General features: G+C 51.8%; 17 protein-coding genes and 1 riboswitch. Of the genes, 9 read left to right on the top strand and 8 right to left on the bottom strand.

Annotated elements, in window-relative coordinates; all coding sequences use genetic code 11:
• Positions 1 to 52: 52 nt before the first annotated feature.
• Complete coding sequence (locus tag RDY34_RS02700; RefSeq protein WP_118787497.1) at positions 53 to 925, top strand: prephenate dehydrogenase; 873 nt, start codon at positions 53 to 55, stop codon at positions 923 to 925.
• Between the two features lie 63 nt (positions 926 to 988).
• On the opposite strand, the gene RDY34_RS02695 is transcribed toward RDY34_RS02700, so the two are convergent.
• Positions 989 to 2,146, bottom strand: coding sequence for an NnrS family protein (locus RDY34_RS02695; RefSeq protein ID WP_118787498.1), 1,158 nt, complete (start codon positions 2,144 to 2,146; stop codon positions 989 to 991).
• A gap of 27 nt (positions 2,147 to 2,173) precedes the next feature.
• On the bottom strand, positions 2,174 to 2,563 hold the full coding sequence (locus tag RDY34_RS02690; protein ID WP_118787530.1) for a hemerythrin domain-containing protein: 390 nt from the start codon (positions 2,561 to 2,563) through the stop codon (positions 2,174 to 2,176).
• Positions 2,564 to 2,725: 162 nt separating this feature from the next.
• On the opposite strand from RDY34_RS02690, the gene RDY34_RS02685 reads away from it, so the two are divergent.
• Positions 2,726 to 3,172: an Rrf2 family transcriptional regulator gene (locus RDY34_RS02685; protein ID WP_304674319.1), complete on the top strand. Its 447-nt coding sequence runs from the start codon at positions 2,726 to 2,728 to the stop codon at positions 3,170 to 3,172.
• Between the two features lie 81 nt (positions 3,173 to 3,253).
• Here the strand turns inward: RDY34_RS02685 and metK are convergent, their stop codons facing one another.
• Complete coding sequence (metK, locus tag RDY34_RS02680) at positions 3,254 to 4,423, bottom strand: methionine adenosyltransferase (protein ID WP_003750250.1); 1,170 nt, start codon at positions 4,421 to 4,423, stop codon at positions 3,254 to 3,256.
• A 337-nt stretch (positions 4,424 to 4,760) separates the two neighbouring features.
• A riboswitch (SAM-I-IV-variant riboswitch) is annotated at positions 4,761 to 4,870 on the bottom strand.
• A gap of 97 nt (positions 4,871 to 4,967) precedes the next feature.
• Here metK and RDY34_RS02675 point away from each other — a divergent pair.
• Positions 4,968 to 5,819 (top strand): lysophospholipid acyltransferase family protein, encoded by an 852-nt coding sequence (locus RDY34_RS02675; protein WP_443677869.1) that lies wholly within the window; start codon positions 4,968 to 4,970, stop codon positions 5,817 to 5,819.
• Positions 5,820 to 5,862: 43 nt separating this feature from the next.
• Here the strand turns inward: RDY34_RS02675 and tsaD are convergent, their stop codons facing one another.
• The 4 genes from tsaD to RDY34_RS02655 all read right to left on the bottom strand — a co-directional run bounded on the left by tsaD (position 5,863) and on the right by RDY34_RS02655 (position 11,051).
• The gene (tsaD, locus tag RDY34_RS02670; protein WP_304670993.1) at positions 5,863 to 6,927 is read right to left on the bottom strand and encodes a tRNA (adenosine(37)-N6)-threonylcarbamoyltransferase complex transferase subunit TsaD; all 1,065 of its coding nucleotides are present in this window, start codon (positions 6,925 to 6,927) and stop codon (positions 5,863 to 5,865) included.
• A 90-nt stretch (positions 6,928 to 7,017) separates the two neighbouring features.
• Positions 7,018 to 8,205, bottom strand: coding sequence for a c-type cytochrome biogenesis protein CcsB (gene ccsB / locus RDY34_RS02665; protein ID WP_304670985.1), 1,188 nt, complete (start codon positions 8,203 to 8,205; stop codon positions 7,018 to 7,020).
• Positions 8,198 to 10,150, bottom strand: a complete 1,953-nt coding sequence (locus RDY34_RS02660; protein WP_308074979.1) for a cytochrome c biogenesis protein ResB — start codon at positions 10,148 to 10,150, stop codon at positions 8,198 to 8,200. The genes ccsB and RDY34_RS02660 overlap by 8 nt, the downstream gene beginning before the upstream one ends.
• Positions 10,151 to 10,427: 277 nt before the next feature.
• Positions 10,428 to 11,051 (bottom strand): c-type cytochrome, encoded by a 624-nt coding sequence (locus tag RDY34_RS02655; protein WP_127231103.1) that lies wholly within the window; start codon positions 11,049 to 11,051, stop codon positions 10,428 to 10,430.
• Positions 11,052 to 11,257: 206 nt separating this feature from the next.
• On the opposite strand from RDY34_RS02655, the gene yihA reads away from it, so the two are divergent.
• A complete protein-coding gene (gene yihA, locus RDY34_RS02650) occupies positions 11,258 to 11,884 on the top strand; it encodes a ribosome biogenesis GTP-binding protein YihA/YsxC (protein WP_025456630.1) in 627 nt (208 codons plus the stop codon).
• A gap of 121 nt (positions 11,885 to 12,005) precedes the next feature.
• Here yihA and RDY34_RS02645 read toward each other — a convergent pair whose 3' ends face one another.
• On the bottom strand, positions 12,006 to 14,402 hold the full coding sequence (locus RDY34_RS02645; RefSeq protein ID WP_304711414.1) for a penicillin-binding protein 1A: 2,397 nt from the start codon (positions 14,400 to 14,402) through the stop codon (positions 12,006 to 12,008).
• Positions 14,403 to 14,554: 152 nt separating this feature from the next.
• On the opposite strand from RDY34_RS02645, the gene pilM reads away from it, so the two are divergent.
• The 5 genes from pilM to RDY34_RS02620 are packed head-to-tail and all read left to right on the top strand — an operon-like array spanning position 14,555 to position 19,705.
• Positions 14,555 to 15,670 (top strand): type IV pilus biogenesis protein PilM, encoded by a 1,116-nt coding sequence (gene pilM, locus RDY34_RS02640; RefSeq protein WP_304711413.1) that lies wholly within the window; start codon positions 14,555 to 14,557, stop codon positions 15,668 to 15,670.
• Positions 15,671 to 15,672: 2 nt separating this feature from the next.
• Positions 15,673 to 16,272, top strand: a complete 600-nt coding sequence (locus RDY34_RS02635) for a PilN domain-containing protein (protein ID WP_304711412.1) — start codon at positions 15,673 to 15,675, stop codon at positions 16,270 to 16,272.
• Positions 16,273 to 16,935, top strand: coding sequence for a type IV pilus inner membrane component PilO (locus tag RDY34_RS02630; protein ID WP_301673389.1), 663 nt, complete (start codon positions 16,273 to 16,275; stop codon positions 16,933 to 16,935).
• A 17-nt stretch (positions 16,936 to 16,952) separates the two neighbouring features.
• Positions 16,953 to 17,498, top strand: coding sequence for a pilus assembly protein PilP (locus tag RDY34_RS02625; RefSeq protein ID WP_003750267.1), 546 nt, complete (start codon positions 16,953 to 16,955; stop codon positions 17,496 to 17,498).
• Positions 17,499 to 17,515: 17 nt separating this feature from the next.
• Positions 17,516 to 19,705 (top strand): type IV pilus secretin PilQ, encoded by a 2,190-nt coding sequence (locus RDY34_RS02620; RefSeq protein WP_115437596.1) that lies wholly within the window; start codon positions 17,516 to 17,518, stop codon positions 19,703 to 19,705.
• The last annotated feature ends 233 nt before the right edge of the window (positions 19,706 to 19,938 follow it).

Below are 19,938 nucleotides of genomic sequence, written 5' to 3'. Positions count from 1 at the left end.
ATATTCCGCCGATACGCTACCATAACGGCAGTTGACGAAAATCTTTACACAAATGCCCATTTTGAACCATATTGCCCTCATCGGTGTAGGGCTGATCGGCGGTTCGTTCGTTCTCGACCTCAAAAGGCAGGGACTCGTCCGCACCGTTACCGGTATCGACACCGACCGCGACAACCTGCAACGCGCGCTGGAACGCGGCGTGATTGACCGCGCTTCCGTTGCCATCGATAAAAACAGCATCGGCGGTGCGGATTTGGTGCTGATTGCCACGCCCGTCGCCACCGTTCCCACCATTTTGACCGCGCTGCGCCCCGTTTTGCCGGAACACACTTGGATTTCCGATGTCGGCAGCACCAAAATCTCCGTTATCGAGGCTTTCCGACGCTGCCTGCCCGACAGCATTCACCGCTGCATCGCCGCGCACCCGATTGCCGGCTCCGACAAAAGCGGGGCAGATGCGGCGCAGTACGGGCTGTTCCAAAATAGAAAACTCATCATCACACCACACGGCGGCGAAGATTCAGACGGCATCGCATTGATAGAAAACCTGTGGCGCGCCGTCGGGGCCGAAATTTATACGATGGACGCGCAAAAACACGATGCGGTTTTTGCCGCCGTCTCCCATATGCCCCACCTTGCCGCCTTCGCCTACGTCCACCAGCTTTTCGACCACCCCGACGGAAAGGCGTATCTGAAATTTGCCGCCACGGGCTTTCAGGACTTTACCCGCACCGCCTCCAGCCACCCTGCCGTGTGGGCGGACATCTGTCTTGCCAACAGGGACAACCTGTTGGAGCTGATTCGGGGCTTGGGCAGGCAGTTGGACACTTTGGAAACCATCCTGCTTAACCGGGACCGCCCCTCCCTGTACCGCTATTTTGAAGAAGCCAAAGCCACGCGCGACGGCCGGTCTGATGAGAATTGATGTTCAGACGGCATCCCACCCAAACCGAAACCGCCGCAGACCGGGAATCTGCGGCGGTTTTACTCAACCGGGCCTGCCGTCGGAGCGCGGACGGATCAGCCAAGGAATATACTTCCACGCATACACCAAAAGCGCGAGGGCAAACAAAACCGACGACGTGCGTATGCTGTGCGTATAGGCGGTACCGGAAGAAAATACGGCAACCATGCGGACGGCAGTTGCCGCCATCATCAGCCAAAATGCGACCGGAACGGATTTGGGCGACGGATAAATGGGATTGCCCGTATGACCGAGCGCGGTACGCGCCATCATACCCAAAGTCAGCACGCCGATGCCGCCCACGCCGATCAGGTGCACGCCCAAATTAAGGAAAGCGGGTTTGAAATAAGACGCGCCGACCGCAATCAGCCCCAATCCGGTAAACAGATAACCGGCAAACAGAATCCACAGCATCGGCTCTTTCAATACGGGTCTATACCACCAACGGTAAACCTGCACGGTAAAAATCACGCCTGCCGCAAAGGCAAAAACGGCAGACAGCCAAGGCAGCGCGCCGTGCGCCATCAGCATGGCGGTCAACATAGGCAGCCACAGCGAAGCCTGCGCCACCCATTTCGGACTGGGAATCTGCGGCACGTTCAAACGTTTGGACGTAAAAAACGAAATAATCCGCATCCCGATCAGACCGATAAAGCCCGACACCATAATCAGCCCCGACTGCAAACCGCCCAACAGCCCCTCGAAATTGCCGTTGTGCAGTTGGACGTGGAACGCCGCGTGCGTGCCGCCCAAGACGAACAGCGCGAACACGGCGGCATAATTGCGCTGATTCTGCGAACGGATGACAGGCAAAGCCATACACACCGCGCCATACCAAAAAAACAGCGTGCCGAGTATGCCGCTTGCCGCCGCACCCCAACCCGGGATAAAGGCGGCAATCCGCGCAGCCAGCCAAAAGGCGGTCAGCCCGACCAGAACGCCGCCCCTCGTAGGCGGCTGCCCCGTCCAAGTGGCGACGGCGGTCAGCAGGAAGGCGACGACGACGAGGCCGGCATAACCCCAAATCATCTCATGCGCGTGCCAGTAAAAACCGGGCAGATCCGGCGTTCCCGTGTAGCCGAAACCCCACAGCAATACGGACAATGCGCCGTACAGCGCCGCCAGCGAATAAAACGGGCGGAACGCCATTGCCCAGACGGGGTGCTTGGTAAATGCGCTCATTCGTGTTCCTTATTTGTCGTTAATATTTTACCCCTCCGAACCGGCAGGCCCGGACGGCAAAAACGGTTCGGCGGCGGGAAACAGCTCGCGTTCTTCAAACCGCGCGTGATCGCGGAGCGTGACGGCAAAATCCGTGTTCCATATTTTGCTCCCGTATTCGGGTTGCGCCATCATCTGCCGCAGTTTGGCATGATCCCTCTCGAAACGGGCTTTAAGCTCGGGGGCAATATTCTGCCAGACAGAGGCGAACATGGTTTCCTCTTCACAGAAATGGATTTCCAGTTCGGCAAAATGCGGTTCGAGTTCGTCCCGATGCCCCTCTTCCGGCGTACGCAGCAGCCGCACGCACAGGGAAAGCGAATGGTGGTGGTCGCGCGAAAGCCCGATAAGGGCGGGATGTCGTTTCAACGGTTTCATCATTTTGAGTTACAATAACAAATTATCAAACGGCAGGACGGGTGCTTCAGACGGCATACCGCCGCAGGCAGGCTGCATTCTACCGCCCCGACGGACAGGGTTTCAACCATTAGTGAAACTTAAACCGTACCGATAAGAATAACGATCCATACCGAGAAAATCATGTATTTGACACAACATACGGACTACGGGCTGCGCGTCCTCATCTACACCGCCGTCAACGACGACGCGCTGGTCAACATCGCTACCATCGCCTCGACCTACGGCATTTCCAAAAGCCATCTGATGAAGGTGGTTACCGCGCTGGTCAAAGGCGGGTTCTTACACAGCGTACGCGGAAAAGGCGGCGGGCTGAGGCTGGCATCGCCGCCCGAACGCATCAATATCGGCGCGGTCGTCCGCCATCTCGAACCGATGCAGCTGGTCGAATGTATGGGCCCGAACAACGAATGCCTGATTACGCCGTCCTGCCGTCTGACGGGCATACTCGGCGGCGCGATGAAGTCGTTTTTTACCTATTTGGACGGCTTCACGCTCCAAGACCTGCTCAACAAACCGACTTACGACCTGCTCTACGAACCGAGAATTCCGATTGTAACGCAACATTAAGGCTGCAAAAATGCCGTCTGAAACACAAACCGCCTCCGGAGGCAGTTCGGTTTCAGACGGCATTTCTTTATTCAGACCAAATTACAGCCCCGCGGCTGCTTTCAATGCGGCTATTTTGTCGGTGCGTTCCCAAGTGAACTCAGGTTCTTCGCGGCCGAAATGTCCGTAAGCGGCGGATTTTCCGTAAATCGGGCGCAAGAGGTCGAGCATTTGGACGATGCCTTTGGGGCGCAGGTCGAAATGTTCGCGAACCAGCGCAATCAGTTTTTCCTCGCTGATTTTGCCCGTACCGAAAGTGTCGATGGAAATCGAAGTCGGTTCGGCAACGCCGATGGCGTAGGAAACTTGGATTTGGCATTGGGTTGCCAAGCCTGCGGCGACGATGTTTTTCGCCACATAACGGCAGGCGTAGGCGGCGGAACGGTCCACTTTGGACGGGTCTTTACCGGAAAACGCGCCGCCGCCGTGCGGAGCCGCGCCGCCGTAGGTATCAACGATGATTTTACGACCGGTCAAACCGCAGTCGCCTTGCGGGCCGCCGATGACGAAACGACCGGTCGGGTTGATCAGGTATTTGGTTTCGGCAGTCAGCATTTCAGACGGCAGGACGGGCTTGATAATCTGCTCAATCACGGCTTTGCTCAGTTCTTCATGGCTGATGGCAGGATCGTGCTGGGTGGACAGGACGACGGTGTCGATGCGTTTTACTTTGCCGGTTTCGCTGTCGTAAACCACGGTCAGTTGGGCTTTGGCATCAGGACGCAGCCAAGGCAGGCGGCCGTCTTTGCGCAATTCGCTTTGACGCTGCATCAGGCGGTGGCTGTAATAGATGGCAAACGGCATCAGGGTCGGGGTTTCGTCGCAGGCGTAGCCGAACATCAAACCTTGGTCGCCTGCGCCTTGGTTCAGGTCGATGCCTTCGCCTTCGTTTACGCCTTGGGCGATGTCGGGGGATTGTTGGTCGTAGTACACGCCGACTGCGCAGCCGTTGGCATCAAAGCCCAGCTCGGAGGAGTTGTAGCCGATGCGTTTGATGGTTTCGCGTGCGACTTTGATGTAGTCCACTTGGGCAGTGGTGGTAATTTCGCCCGCCAATACGCACAAGCCTGTGTTGACCAAGGTTTCCGCGGCGACACGCGCTTTTGGGTCTTGCGCCAAAATGGCATCCAAAATCGCATCGGACACTTGGTCGGCCACTTTGTCCGGATGGCCTTCGGATACCGATTCGGAAGTAAACAGATATTCGCTCATTGAGATTTTCCTTGAAAAACAAACCATCTTCTTCAGACGGCATGTTGTATGAACATAATGTCAAACAGCGGGAAATATAGCAAAATTTCCCTATTCGTGCCATCCAGTTGAGAAACATTCCCATTTGAATGGTATAGTGGATTAACAAAAATCAGGACAAGGCGACGAAGCCGCAGACAGTACAAATAGTACGGAACCGATTCACTTGGTACTTCAGCACCTTAGAGAATCGTTCTCTTTGAGCTAAGGCGAGGCAACGCTGTACTGGTTTTTGTTAATCCACTATACTTTGGAATCTCTGCCCGTACGTTTCGTACAGGCAAAAAAATTCCCGCATCAAGCGGGTTTGGATTGCTCTGGTGAGCCACATCGGCTTTTCAACCGTCCACCTTACTTTTCCTTTTGAAAAGCAGGTTGGCATGGAATTCCCAACTCTTAATGCAGCGCGGATGGTAGCAGAAAAGCCTTTCCGCCGCAATACTTCCCTTTTTCAGACGGCATGTTTCGTTTACAATTCAGGCTGTTTCCCCCTTGCTTCCCCGTTATGCACATCCTACTGACCGCCCTCCTCAAATCCTTTTCCCTGCTGCCCCTGCCCTTTCTGCACAAATTGGGTGTTTTCCTCGGACATCTGGCGTTTTACCTGCGCAAAGAAGACCGGGAACGCATTATTGCCAATATGCGTCAGGCAGGCATGAATCCCGACCCAAAAACGGTCAAAGCCGTTTTTGCGGAAACGGCAAAAGGCGGTTTGGAACTTGCCCTCGCATTTTTCAAAAAACCGGAAGACATAGAAACAATGTTCAAAGCGGTACACGGCTGGGAACACGTGCAGCAGGCTTTGGACAAGGGCGAAGGGCTGCTGTTTATCACGCCGCACATCGGCAGCTACGACTTAGGGGGGCGATATATCAGCCAACGGCTGCCATTCCCCTTAACCGCCATGTATAAACCGCCGAAAATTAAAGCAATAGACAAAGTGATGCAGGCAGGCAGGGTTCGCGGCAAAGGCAAAACCGCGCCTACCAGCATACAAGGGGTCAAACAAATCATCAAAGCCCTGCGTTCGGGCGAAGCAACCATCGTCCTGCCCGACCACGTCCCCTCCCCTCAAGAAGGCGGGGAAGGCGTATGGGCGGACTTTTTCGGAAAACCTGCCTATACCATGACGCTGGCGGCAAAATTGGCACACGTCAAAGGCGTGAAAACCCTGTTTTTCTGCTGCGAACGCCTGCCTGGCGGACAGGGTTTCGATTTGCACATCCGCCCCGTCCAAGGGGAATTGAACGGCGACAAAGCCCACGATGCCGCCGTATTCAACCGCAATACCGAATATTGGATACGCCGCTTTCCTACCCAGTATCTGTTCATGTACAACCGCTATAAAACGCCGTAACGAAAATAAAAATGCCGTCTGAACAATTTCAGACGGCATTTTGTCATTTGACGATTTCGGACAACGGCCAGCGCGGACGGACATTGAACGCACCGACCTCCCTGCCCTTGCCCAGGTGCATCGCACCGGCAAAGGCAATCATGGCACCGTTGTCCGTGCAATATGCCATCGGCGGGAAAAACACGCTGACTTTTTCGGACGGATGTTTCGGCTTGCCTTTGGGGGTCGGGATTTGCACCGTCATGTTGCCGAAAGTTTCGCGGAGTTTGCGGTTTGCACCGACCCCGCCGGCAACCACTACGGTTCTGAACCCTGTCTGCAACAGGGCTTTTTTCACTTTTGCCTCCAACACATCTACCACCGCATCTTGAAACGCACGGCAGATGTCGTTGCGGGTCTGCTCGGGAATGGTTTCCGAACCGTTTGCCTCACGCACTTTTTCAACGGCAGTCAAAACAGCGGTTTTCAAACCTGAAAAACTCATCTGCAAATCGTCGGAATGAATCATCGGGCGCGGAAAAACAAACGCTTCGGGCCTGCCCGATTCCGCAAGTTCCGACAGTTTCGCACCGCCCGGATACGGCAAGCCCAGCAGTTTCGCCGTTTTGTCGAATGCCTCGCCCGCCGCATCATCGACGCTCTCGCCCAAAAGCTCGTAGTCGCCTATGCCCCTGACCGCCATAATCTGCGTATGCCCGCCCGAAACCAGCAGCGCGACAAAAGGAAAGTCGGGTTTTTCCTCCGCCAACAGCGGCGACAGCAGATGTCCTTCCAAATGATGGACGGGAATAACAGGCTTATCCAACGCTAAAGCCAGGGCATTGGCGTAGCTCGAACCCGCCAGCAGCGCGCCGCCCAAACCGGGTCCCTGCGTAAAGGCAACCGCGTCAATGTCGCCATACGATGCGCCCGCCTGCGCCAAACAGCCTTCAGTCAACGGAACAAGGCGGCGGATATGGTCGCGGCTTGCCAATTCCGGCACAACCCCGCCGTATTCGGCGTGCATTGCCATCTGCGTGTGCAGGCAGTGCGCCCGCAATCCGCATTCCGTATCATAAAGCGCGACGCCTGTTTCGTCGCAAGAAGATTCGATTCCCAATACCAACATAATCCGATACCGTCCGAAAATTGAAAAAACGGTGCGCCAAAAAGCGGGAAATGCCGTCTGAAACCCTTCAGACGGCATCGTCGCACCGTATCAAAGCGTTCCGTAAGAATGCAGCCCGCTCAAAAACATATTCACGCCGATAAAGGCAAATGCGGTTACGAACAAACCGATAATCGCCCACCACGCCAGCACTTTGCCGCGCCAACCGGCAACCAGCCGCAAGTGCAGCCAAACGGCGTAATTGAGCCAGACGATGAACGCCCACGTCTCTTTCGGGTCCCAACTCCAATAGCGTCCCCAAGCATCCGCCGCCCACAGCGCACCCAAAATGGTGGCAATGGTAAAGAACAGAAAGCCGACGGCAATCGCCTTATACATCACCTCGTCGATCAATGCCGATGGCGGCAGCCACAGTTTTCCGCCTTTTCCTTCCGCACGCAGGGAAACCAGTTCAGCAATACCGAGCATCGCGGAAATGCAAAACGCGCCGTAACCGATAAAGTTTGCCGGAACGTGGATTTTCATCCACCAGGACTGGAGCGCGGGAATCAGCGGCTGGATGGTATGCGCCTCACGCGACACGCTGTACCACAAGACAAATCCAACCACGACCGCCATAAAGCCGAACACGAAGCCGCCCAATTTCTGCACGGCAAATTTACCCTCGTAATACAGATACATCAGCGCGGTAATGACCAAAAACAGAATGAACACTTCATAAAGGTTGGAAACCGGAATATGCCCCGCATCGGGACGGAGCAGATAGCTTTCGTGCCAACGTACCAGCAGACCAGTAAAGCCTGCTACGGCAGACACCCATGCAAACACGGTTCCCATACCCAACAGCGTGTTGGTCGGCACATTTTTTACGCTTGCCAAAACCGCGCCCGAAATATAGGCGAACAGGGCGAAAAAGACAAAGGCGCACTGCCACATAATCGCCGATTGGCTGCTGAGGAAATACCGCAACAGGAAAATCTCTGCCGATTTGATATTGCCGCCATACAGACCGACGGCGGCATAGGCAAGCAATACGCTTAAAGGAACAAACCAGCGCATCGGTTTGAAAAACCAACCCAAAAACACGGCAATACCGGCACTCGCCCACAACATGACCGTTTCGTAAATGTCCATATGCATACCGGAACGGGTCTGTACGAAAACCGTACCCGAAAAAACCAGCGCGGCAAACACCCAATCCCAGATATTCAAATTACGGATAAAAGACTTTCGGACCAGCAGTTCGTGTTCAGGAAGGGTTTTATAGTGTTCAGTCATGATTCAAGTCCTTGCCGAGCCGTTGCAGACTCTCGACATGTTTTGGAAATTCCTTCTGCAAATCCCGTTCGCTGCGGGCCGAAGACATAGCAAAACGGATTTTGCCGTCTGAAAACAATATCCATGCGCGCTTTTCCCGAACATAAAACATGAATACCGTACCTAAAACCAACAATACCGAACCAAGATAGACCAAAAGCGAACCGGGCGAGCGGGTCATCTGCAAACCTGAAGAGCGCACTTCCGAAAACCCGTCAAGCTGGAGTAGCATGGGCGCGGGATATTCCGTCAATCCCGTGTATGCATCCATACTGTGCAGCAGGAAACGGTTCCGCGCTTCATCCTGCTGCCATTCCGGCAAGCCGTACCGGCGTATGGTTTCATCCAAAGCAGCGTTCATCACGCCGTAAAGCATTTCGTAGAAATAGCCCTGCATTTTCTCCTGCTGCTCTTTCGGGATATTGGACGTAATAAATTCGTCCAATCCCAAATAGCCTTTTTGTGCAAAGATGTTCAGCGTGTTTTCCGCAGCCAGCATGAATTGTTCGCGGATTTCGGCAGGTGCGTCTTTGGTTGCGTCGGCAACCAGACGTTTGCGCCCTTCCCCATCTTTCAAAAACTCACGCAATGCCATGAAGGTATCTGCTTTCCCTTGTTTGTCCAAAGGAATACGCAGCCAGCGGTATTGCTGCTGCAAGCCGCTGCGCGTGCCGGTCAGCCAAAAATAATCTTTGTCCTGCAAAATCGGCAGCATATAGTTTTTATATTCGACCGCCTGCCCTGCCGCATCACGGATACGGTAAACAATGGAAGGGCCGATATTGGTGTATTTTTTACCTTCCTGAGTAACGGCGCGGACATCGTTCAGCGTGGATTTCAGACTTTTTTCCCGTTTCCCGTCCTCACTCATGTCCTCCACGTTCATCGAAGTGAACTGATCGAACTCAAGACGATATTTGTGTTTGCCAATTTCCAACGGAAACTGCCGCACGGAGGTTGCCTTCAACACGACAGGTTCGCGCGAAGCATCACCCAAATTCCACGCCTTGAATGTCAAATCCGAACCGCCGTCGGCAAAACTCGCCTGATAAATCGTGATACCGTGCAAGGTCAAAGGATGGTTCACGCGGATGGTGCGCTTGAGTTTCTCACCGGTTGCCTTGTCCGTTACTTCAATATCACTGGCAAAATCGCGCGGCATACCGGTATTGTAAAAGTCGATATGAAATTTTTTCAGTTTGACTTCAAAAGGCAAGTCCTGAACCAACATCCCGTTGTCGGCATTAAGGAAAACCACATCCGCACTTTGCCCTTCGGAAATATTGACGTTGCCCCTAAATGAGAGATTGGACGCACCCAAAATACTTTCGGGCTTGAAATCCTTGGCATAAACCGCCTGATTGTCCGGAACAATCCGACCGGTCAGCATACCCAGTTTCAACAGCAGGTTACTGTCTATCAGCCCGCCCAGGCAAATGACAATCAAAGCAACATGGGCAAAGATATAGCCCCATTTGTTCATCGTGCCTTTTTTGGCGGCAATCAGAACCGACCCGTCCTCACGGCTGACGGTTTTTCCCTGAAAACCCTGCACCTCCAGATAACGTTTGGCAACTTCGGGGGCAATTTTTACATCCAACAGTAAAGAATGGCGCATCGCCGCCAGAGATTTTTCTTTAACCTTTTCCCGAAAAGACTTCATTTCGCGCCAGAACGGCGGCACATTGCGAATCAGGCACAAACTGGTCGAGATGACCAAAAAGAGCATAATGACAACGAACCATGCCGAAGCATAGACATCATACAGTCCCAGAAAACCAAAAATCTGCGCCCAAAACGATCCGAATTTGACCAGATAATCCGTCTGCGGCTGGTTTTGCTGCAACACCGTACCGATAACCGATGCAATACCCAGCAGACTGAGCAAGGCGACCGCAAAGCGCATGGAGCTGAAAAAAGCGAACCACGGATGTAAAAGAAGCGGGGTAGATCTACGGGATTTACTCATTGTGTGTTTCTTCCGCAATCAGGAATATAGAAGACGGAATCGGACAATAAAGGACACTCTGCTCCGATTCTACTGTCTTGATGCCTTTTATTTCAAGACTATAAAGATGGTTTATATCAATCCCAACAAATGCGATTTAGAAAACTTATCGCAAAATTGTCTGAAGCCGTCTGAAAACCTTTTCAGACGGCTTCTGAAGCAGACCCTTGGATGATTAACGCAAACCCTGGATAAAGTTAGCAACTGCTTTTAAATCTTCTTCGGACATTCGGTTTGCAATATCCGCCATAATGGCATTTTTGCGCTGACCGGATTTATAAGCGTTCATCTGGTCGATAATATATGCCTGATGTTGTCCTCCCAAGCGCGGATAAGCCTGAATTTCACTTCCCCCCCCGGGCATACCCGCACCGCTCGGACCGTGGCAGGACATACACGCCGGCAATTTTTTATCGCTCAAACCGCCGCGATAGATTTTCGCGCCCAATTCGGGATTTTCCTTAGGATTGGCTTCGCCGGATTTAGGCTGCTGTTTGGCATAGAATGCGGATACATTCAAAATATCCTGATCGCTCAAATTCATTACCATCGGTTTCATCACAGCTGCCGAACCGTGGGTGCGTTTGCCGTCGCGGATACCGATAGTTTGATGATAGATGTAAGCAGTATGCTGTGCCGCCAAACGCGGATACATCGCAATGCCGCTGTTACCGTCTGCTGCATGGCAAGCCGCACAAACCGTTGCGGCAACCTGTTTGCCTTTTTCCACGTCTGCTTTGGGAGATGCGGAAACCGCACCGGCAGCCAAAACAAAGGCCAATAAAGTCAATCGTTTCATGGAGTGCTCCTGATTACAGCATTGGATAACGCAACAATGCTCTTTTTATATTCAAATACGGGATTTTTGACCCGATTAAAACCGATGATTCTGTAAACGTGATATTCTATACTAAATTTACATTAAATTACTACTGTGTTTCACATAAAACCAACCGCATATTTTTGCTGTCGGACAAACGGCGGCGGAAAAACAAGGATATGCCCATGAACCTTTTTCAAAACGCCAAATTCTTCACGACGGTAAACCATCTCAAAGACCTGCCCGACACACCGCTCGAAATTGCCTTTGTCGGCAGGAGCAATGCCGGAAAATCCAGCGCCATCAATACCCTGACCAACCATGTCCGTCTTGCCTACGTTTCAAAAACACCGGGACGGACGCAGCATATCAACTTTTTTGAGCTGCAGAACGGCAATTTTATGGTCGATTTGCCCGGCTACGGTTATGCCCAAGTCCCCGAAGCAGTACGCGCACATTGGGTCAAGCTGCTCGGCGACTATCTGCAACAGCGCAAACAGCTTATCGGTCTGATTCTGATTATGGATGCCCGCCATCCTTTAAAAGAACTCGACATCCGTATGCTGGACTTTTTCCACACCACAGGTCGACCGGTTCACATCCTGCTGTCAAAAGCCGACAAATTATCCAAAAACGAACAGATAAAAACCCTGTCCCAAGTCAAAAAACTGCTCAAACCTTATTCCGACAGGCAAAACATCAGCGTACAGCTGTTTTCCAGCCTGAAAAAACAAGGTATTGACGAGACCAACCGAACTGTCGGAAGCTGGTTTGACGCAGCAGATGCCGCCGCCTCTCTAGAGGAAAACTGACCCCAATTATACGGAAACCGTATTCCCCCCCACTTGACCGACCGCAAACATTTAAAAAATTGCCACTGCCAAATCTAAAATGCCGTCTGAAAGACTTTTCAGACGGCATTTTGCGGAGTCTTTAAAACAGGGAATCCAACTGCTGCTGTTTGGAATCCGTATTGCTCGGAAGTGCCGGCGTTTCCTGTACGTCCTGACGCGTTTCGTCAGACCTTCCCTGCTGTTCGTTTTCTACTGCCGCTTCATCATCTTCTTTTGCCCGTCGGGAAGGTTGCGGCGCAATACCGCTGTTGTCCAGCATCAAGCCCGGATCGGTTACCATACGTTCCTTCATATAGTATTCGCCATTGCTGCTGACCACACCTTCAGGCATTTTCATCCCTTTGCCCTGCTTTCCTTTCAACGCAAAACGCATGTAGTCCACCCAAACCGGCACCGCAATCGTACCGCCGTAGCCGGCACGCCCCATACTCTTAGGTTTGTCGAAGCCGATATATACGGCAGTAACCACATCAGGGTTAAAACCGACAAACCACGCATCCTTATTATCATTGGTCGTACCCGTTTTACCGGCAATATCCGTTCTTCCCAACGCAGCTGCCCCCCTTGCCGTACCGACACGGACCACATCCTGCATAATCTTATACATAATATAGGCATTGCGCGGATCGATTGCCTGAGGCGCATTTTGCCCGGCCACCAAAGGTTGCATTTGGGCGCGCAACCTGCCGTCTCTGTCATAAATCTTATCGATCACGTGCGAAGAAACCCTATAACCCCCGTTTGCGAATACGCTATATGCCTCCGCTATCCTCAACGGTGTCGTCTCGCCCGTACCTAAAGCCATAGACAGGCTGACAGGCAGCTCGGACGGTTTGAAGCCGAAACGCCGGATATACTGTTGCGCGTAACCGACACCGATAGACATCAAAATACGGATGGAAACCATATTCTTGGAAGCCGTCAGAGCCTGCCTTAAAGTGATATATCCCGAATATCTGCCGTCTGAATTTTTAGGTGTCCACACCGAACCGTTCGGCCCTTTCCCCGGCAGGGAAATCGGCGCATCGTTAACCATTGTGGACGCGGTCATCCCCTTAGATAATGCCGCCGAATAGACAAACGGCTTAAAGGTCGAACCCGGCTGCCGCATTGCCTGAACGGCACGATTGAATGTTTTGCTGTGAAAATCATAACCGCCGACCAGCGCGCGCACAGCCCCGGTTTTTGCATCCAACGAAACCAAAGCCCCCTGCAGCAACGGCTCTTGAACTACCGCCCAACGCCCGCCGTTGTTTTTGACACGGATGACCGCGCCCCTGCGGATACGGTCCTCCCCCATTTTCTCATTATCGACCGCGCGGGCCGCAAAACCCAAGGCGCGCCTGTCAAGCGTAACCCGCCTGCCGCCGGGCAGCTGCATGACGACATTTTTCTTTTTGGTAACATCCAACACAACGGCGGGAACCATTTTATCGACAGTATAGAGTCCCGACAGATACTGGCTGACAGTCTCCTCGACATCTTCACTCTTACTCAAATCGATATAGTTTTCCGCACCGCGGTAGCTGCTGCCGCGATCGAAATTCCGTAGAGCCTTGCGCAATGCCTCGGTTGCCGCCTTCTGATGATCGGTGCGGACCGTGGTATAAACCTTAAAACCCTGCGTATAGGCATCTTCACCATATTTTTCATACAGTTCCTGACGCACCATTTCCGCCACATATAAAGCACTCTGATCGATTTTCTGAACAAACCGCTCGTAATGCAGCTCCTCATTCAACGCCTGATCGCGCTGTTGCACGGTAATCATCTTCTCCTCGAGCATATTGTTCAAAATATACTTCTGGCGCAACTTGGCACGTTCCGGATTAACAATCGGATTATAGGCAGACGGGGCCTTAGGCAGTCCCGCAAGCATGGCGGCTTCCGCCAAAGTTAAATCTTGGACATTCTTATTGAAATAGATTTGCGCGGCAGATGCAAAACCATAGGCGCGCTGACCGAGGTAAATCTGATTGAAATACAACTCGAGGATTTTATCTTTGCTTAAAGACTGCTCGATTTTATAGGCAAGCAACGCCTCATTGAATTTTCGTGTGAACGTTTTTTCACTGCTCAAATAAAAATTTTTCGCCACCTGCTGTGTAATCGTACTCGCACCCGACTGCATGCTGCCGGACACGACATTGCCGACGGCAGCGCGGGCAACGCCCCAAACATCTACCCCCCAATGCCGGTAAAAGCGTTTATCCTCGGCGGCGATAACCGCATTCCGCAACACCTCGGGGAAATCGCCGATTTTTGTAAATTCGCGCCGCTGCTCCCCATACATACCGATGACTTCTCCATCCGCCGAATAAATAGTCAACGGCATTTTAGGCTGGTAATGCTGCAAAGAATCCAAAGACGGCAGTTTCGGATACGTTACCAAAATAGCAATGGCAACCAGACCCACTCCAAATACACAAAACCCAAAAACCAAACCAAAACAAGTCGTTATAATCTTTTTAATCATAGCTGAAATGATAATTTACCATTATTGGTATTAAATAAAGTAAAATAGCAGCCGATTTCTACAAAGCACGGTTTCAATGTGCAAAGAACAAGAAATCCATTACGGATACCGAAACGGTTACTCACTGTACAAATAAAGCAGGAACTTTCATCATGCGCTTGTTTAAAAGCTTGAAAAACCCTAAAAAAACAGATGCCAAGCTCCCTAAAAAATCTTCGGGACTCAATAACCGCGCGGCAATCGGCATCGATATCGACCAGCATTCCATTAAAATGGTCCAATTGTCAGGACGTAGTTTAAACCAAATTCAATTGGAAAAATACGTCATTGCCAAATTACCAAAGAATATCGTTCAAGGCAATAAAGTCCAAAATTACGATCAACTTGTTACATATTTACAACAAGCCTATGCCGAACTGGGTACCTCGTGCAAAAACATCATCGCGTCCGTCCCGCAAAATCTGGCAACCATCGAACAATTGACCTACACGGCCAAAGATGCAGAATTGGACCTGCAGGGGTTCGTGGAGTCCTCCATCTCCGAAGTCAGCTCGATATCGCTCGAAGAAGCCAATTACGACTATCAGGTCTTGTCCCAATCGGCCGCCGGCGAAGCTGTTTTGGCCGTCGCATCGAGAAAGGATGAAATCGAACCCCTGATTGACGCATTCAACGCCGCCGGTATGAAATTATCCGCGCTTGATGTGGACATTTTCGGACAATACAACGCCTACGCGCTGTGGATAAACCATTTCGCCCCCGAGCTTGCGGCCGAAAAAGTCGCCATTTTCGGCGTATATGCCGCACAGACCTACGCCCTGGTCATCCAAGACGGAAAAATCCTATACAAACAGGAAACCTCCGTCAGCGAAGAACAGCTCAACCAACTCATCCAGCGCACCTATCAGGTAACAGAAGAAAAAGCGGAAGAAATCATCAGCTCCCCGCAAAAACCTTCCGATTACCAAGAAAGCGTGGCAAACTATTTCAACCAACAGATTACCCAAGAAATACAAAGGGTCTTGCAGTTTTATTACACCACGCAGACCGCAGACGATATGACCGACATCAAGCATATCCTGCTGACCGGGGAAGCGGTGCGCCAGGAAGGCATCGCCCAAACCGTCGCCTCGCAAACCAATGCGGATGTACAATGCGTCCATCCCGCACGTTATTTTGCGGACAACCTCAAAACAGACGAACAACAATTCGAACTTGATGCGCCGACACTGACCAAGGCGTTCGGTTTGGCGGTACGGGGATTATAATTATGAACAATTTAATCAAAATCAACCTCCTCCCCTACAGGGAAGAGATGAACAAGCGCAAACAGCAGCAGTTTAAAATGCTGATGTACGGTGCCGTGCTGACGGGCGTTGCCGCCGTTGCGGCAACCTACCTGTTTATCGACAATATGATCAATAACCAGTCGGAAAGAAACACGCTGCTGGAAACCTCCATCGCACACTTGGATACCGAGCTGTCGGAAATACAAAAGCTTAAACAGGAAAAAGATGCCTTCCTGATTAAGAAAAACAAAATTGAGGAACTTCAGCTCAAACGCCTCCAAGCCGCAAAAATCCTCGACAGCCTGAATGAGGCCACCCCTGAAAGCACCTACCTGACCTCACTGGATGCCGTTACCGCCGACTCTTACCGGTTAAACGGCAGGACATCCAGCGACAACCGCGTTGCCGCCATGATGAGGGCAATGCCCAATACCGGCATATTCAAGCAACCCGAATTGTTAAGCATCAAGAAAAACAATTCGTATCAGGAATTTACCCTTCAGGCAACATTACAACCTATCGTAAAGGCGGCCGAATCCAAAGAGAATCCGGCTTCGGGAAACGCACAGGAGGCAAACTGAATGGCTTCTAAATCATCTAAAACCAACTTGGATCTCAACAACCTTCACCTGCTCAACCTTCCTGCTAGGCTTTTTATCGCCCTGCTGGTCGTTGCCGCCATGCTGGGACTCGGTTATGCCGGATTGTTCAAAAGCCAGATGGAATCCCTTGAGGAATATGAAGCAAAAGAAACCGAACTGAAAAACACCTACAAACAGAAAAGTATCGACGCGGCCAGTTTGGACAACCTGAAAGAAGAGCTTGCCGCCATCCGATCCGCCTTCAACATTATGCTGAAACAGCTTCCGACCGATTCCGAAATTCCCAATCTGGTTCAAGAGCTTCATCAGGCAGGCTCAAGCAACGGTCTGCGCTTGGACAGCGTCATACCGCAGCCGCCTGTTGACGACGGCCCGATACAAAGGCTGCCCTATTCCATTTCCATTACCGGAAACTACAATCAAATCAGCCAGTTCACGCGCGATGTTGGTAGCCTTTCGCGGATTATTACCCTTGAATCGCTCAAAATCACCCAATCCGCCGAAAACGGAGGAGGGGCGGACGGCAAAAGCAACATCCTGAACCTCAGTGCCATTGCCACTACCTATAAGGCAAAATCCATAGAAGAACTTGCCGCACAACAGCAGGCTGCAGAAGCGGCACAAAATGCCGAACAAAAATAACTTATGTTAGGGAAACCATGAAATATTACGCCTTATTCATCAGCCTTGCCGCCCTATCCGCCTGTTCCCAAGATGCTGAAGACCTGAACGGGTGGATGGCTCAGACACAGCAGGAAGCCAAAGCAGGAATCATACCTTTCCAAGCACCGACCCTGCCGGTCGCACCAGTATACAGCCCCCCGCAGCCGACAGGGTTCAACGCTTTCGATTTCCACCGAATGGAAGCTGCCAAAAAAGGGGGTAACGCCCCCGACACCAAGCGTATTAAAGAAACGCTGGAAAAATTCAGCTTGGAAAACATACGCTATGTCGGCATTGTGAAGTCCGGTCAGAAAGTATCCGGCTTCGTTGAAGCCGACGGTTATGTCTACACAGTCGGCATCGGCAACTATTTGGGACAAAATTACGGTAAAATCCAAAGCATTACCGACGACAGCATCGTTTTGAACGAATTAATCGAAGACGGTACGGGCAACTGGGTTTCCCGCAGGGCGGAACTGCCTCTGAACGCTTCCGACAAAAACACCGAACAAGCGGCAGCACCCGCCGCAGAACAAAATTAAGAAGGGGATTAATCCATATGAATACCAAACTGACAAAAATCATTTCCGGCCTGTTTGTCGCAACCGCCGCCTTTCAGACGGCATCGGCAGGAAACATTACAGACATCAAAGTTTCCTCCCTGCCTAACAAACAGAAAATCGTCAAAGTCAGCTTTGACAAAGAGGTTGTCAACCCAACCGGCTTCATCACTTCGTCGCCCGCGCGCATCGCCTTGGACTTTGAACAAACCGGCATTTCCATGAATCAACAGGTACTCGAGTATGCCGACCCTCTGTTGAGCAAAATCAGTGCCGCACAGAACAGCAGCCGTGCGCGTCTGGTTCTGAATCTGAACAAACCGGGTCAATACAATACCGAAGTACGCGGAAATGAAGTTTGGATTCTCATCAACGAATCGGACGATACCGTGTCCGCCCCCGCCCGCCCCGCCGTAAAAGCCGCGCCTGCCGCACAGGCTGCCGCACCGGCAAAACAACAAGCCGCCGTACCGTTTACCGAGTCCGTAGTATCCGTATCCGCTCCGTTCAGCCCCGCAACACAACAAACGGCGGCTGTACAGGCAAAACAAACCAATATCGATTTCCGCAAAGACGGTAAAAATGCCGGCATTATCGAATTGGCGGCATTGGGCTTTGCCGGGCAGCCCGACATCAGCCAACAGCGCGACCACATCATCGTTACGCTGAAAAACCATACCCTGCCGACCGCGCTCCAACGCAGTTTGGATGTGGCAGACTTCAAAACACCGGTTCAAAAGGTTACGCTGAAACGCCTCAATAACGACACCCAGCTGATTATCACAACAGCCGGCAACTGGGAACTCGTCAACAAATCCGCCGCGCCCGGACACTTTACCTTCCAAGTCCTGCCGAAAAAACAAAACCTCGAGTCAGGCGGCGTGAACAATGCGCCCAAAACCTTCAAAGGTCGGAAAATCTCCCTTGACTTCCAAGATGTCGAAGTCCGCACCATCCTGCAGATTTTGGCAAAAGAATCCGGGATGAACATTGTTGCCAGCGACTCCGTCAACGGCAAAATGACCCTCTCCCTGAAAGATGTACCTTGGGATCAGGCTTTGGATTTGGTTATGCAGGCGCGCAACCTCGATATGCGCCAGCAAGGGAACATCGTCAATATCGCTCCCCGCGATGAGCTGCTTGCCAAAGACAAAGCTTTCCTGCAGGCGGAAAAAGACATTGCCGATTTGGGTGCGCTGTATTCCCAAAACTTCCAGTTGAAATACAAAAATGTGGAAGAATTTCGCAGCATCCTGCGTTTGGACAATGCCGACACGACCGGAAACCGCAACACGCTTATCAGCGGCAGGGGCAGCGTGCTGATTGATCCTGCCACCAACACCCTGATTGTTACCGACACCCGCAGCGTCATCGAAAAATTCCGCAAACTGATTGACGAATTGGACGTGCCAGCGCAACAAGTGATGATTGAGGCGCGCATCGTCGAAGCAGCAGACGGCTTCTCGCGCGATTTGGGCGTTAAGTTCGGCGCGACAGGCAAGAAAAAACTGAAAGATGCAGACCGCGCATTCGGCTGGGGTGTGAACTCGGGTTTTGAAGGCGGCGACGGCAAATGGTCTGCCCAAACCAGCATCAACCTGCCGGTTGCCGCTGCCGCAAACAGCATTTCGCTGGTGCGCGCGATTTCCTCCGGCGCGTTGAATTTGGAATTGTCCGCATCCGAGTCGCTTTCAAAAACCAAAACGCTTGCCAATCCGCGCGTGCTGACCCAAAACCGCAAAGAGGCCAAAATCGAATCCGGTACAGAAATCCCCTACCAAGACACTTCAAGTTCGGGCAGCAGCAGCAGCACAACCACAACCTTCAAAAAAGCCGTCTTGGGGCTGACCGTTACGCCGAACATCACGCCCGACGGGCAAATCATTATGACCGTCAAAATCAATAAAGACACGCCTGTCGACTGTACCGTAAAAGATGAGACGACCAAGTGTATCCAAACCAAAAACCTGAATACGCAGGCTATGGTTGAAAACGGCGGCACTTTGATTGTAGGCGGCATTTATGAAGAAGAGAACGGCAATACGCTGACCAAAGTCCCCCTGTTGGGCGACATCCCCGTTATCGGCAACCTCTTTAAAACACGCGGGAAAAGCACCAACCGCCGCGAGCTGCTGATTTTCATTACCCCAAGGATTATGGATACGGCCGGCAACAGCCTGCGCTATTAATGCGGCCAGATAAGGGCATATGTTTTACGGCATATGCCCTTTCTTTATGCTTTTTGCCGCGACCGAAATGCCGTCATTCCCGCGCAGGCAGGAATCCAACTTGTCTGGTTTCGCTTGTTTTTCGTCTCGTAACTTTTGAGCCGTCATTCCCGCGAAAGCGGAAATCCAGTCCGTTCAGTTTCGGTCATTTCCGATAAATTCCTGTTGCTTTTCATTTCTAGATTCCCACTTTT

Source organism: Neisseria polysaccharea (assembly GCF_963392925.1).
GTDB lineage: Bacteria > Pseudomonadota > Gammaproteobacteria > Burkholderiales > Neisseriaceae > Neisseria > Neisseria polysaccharea.
This window is presented reverse-complemented; position numbering and strand designations above follow the sequence as displayed.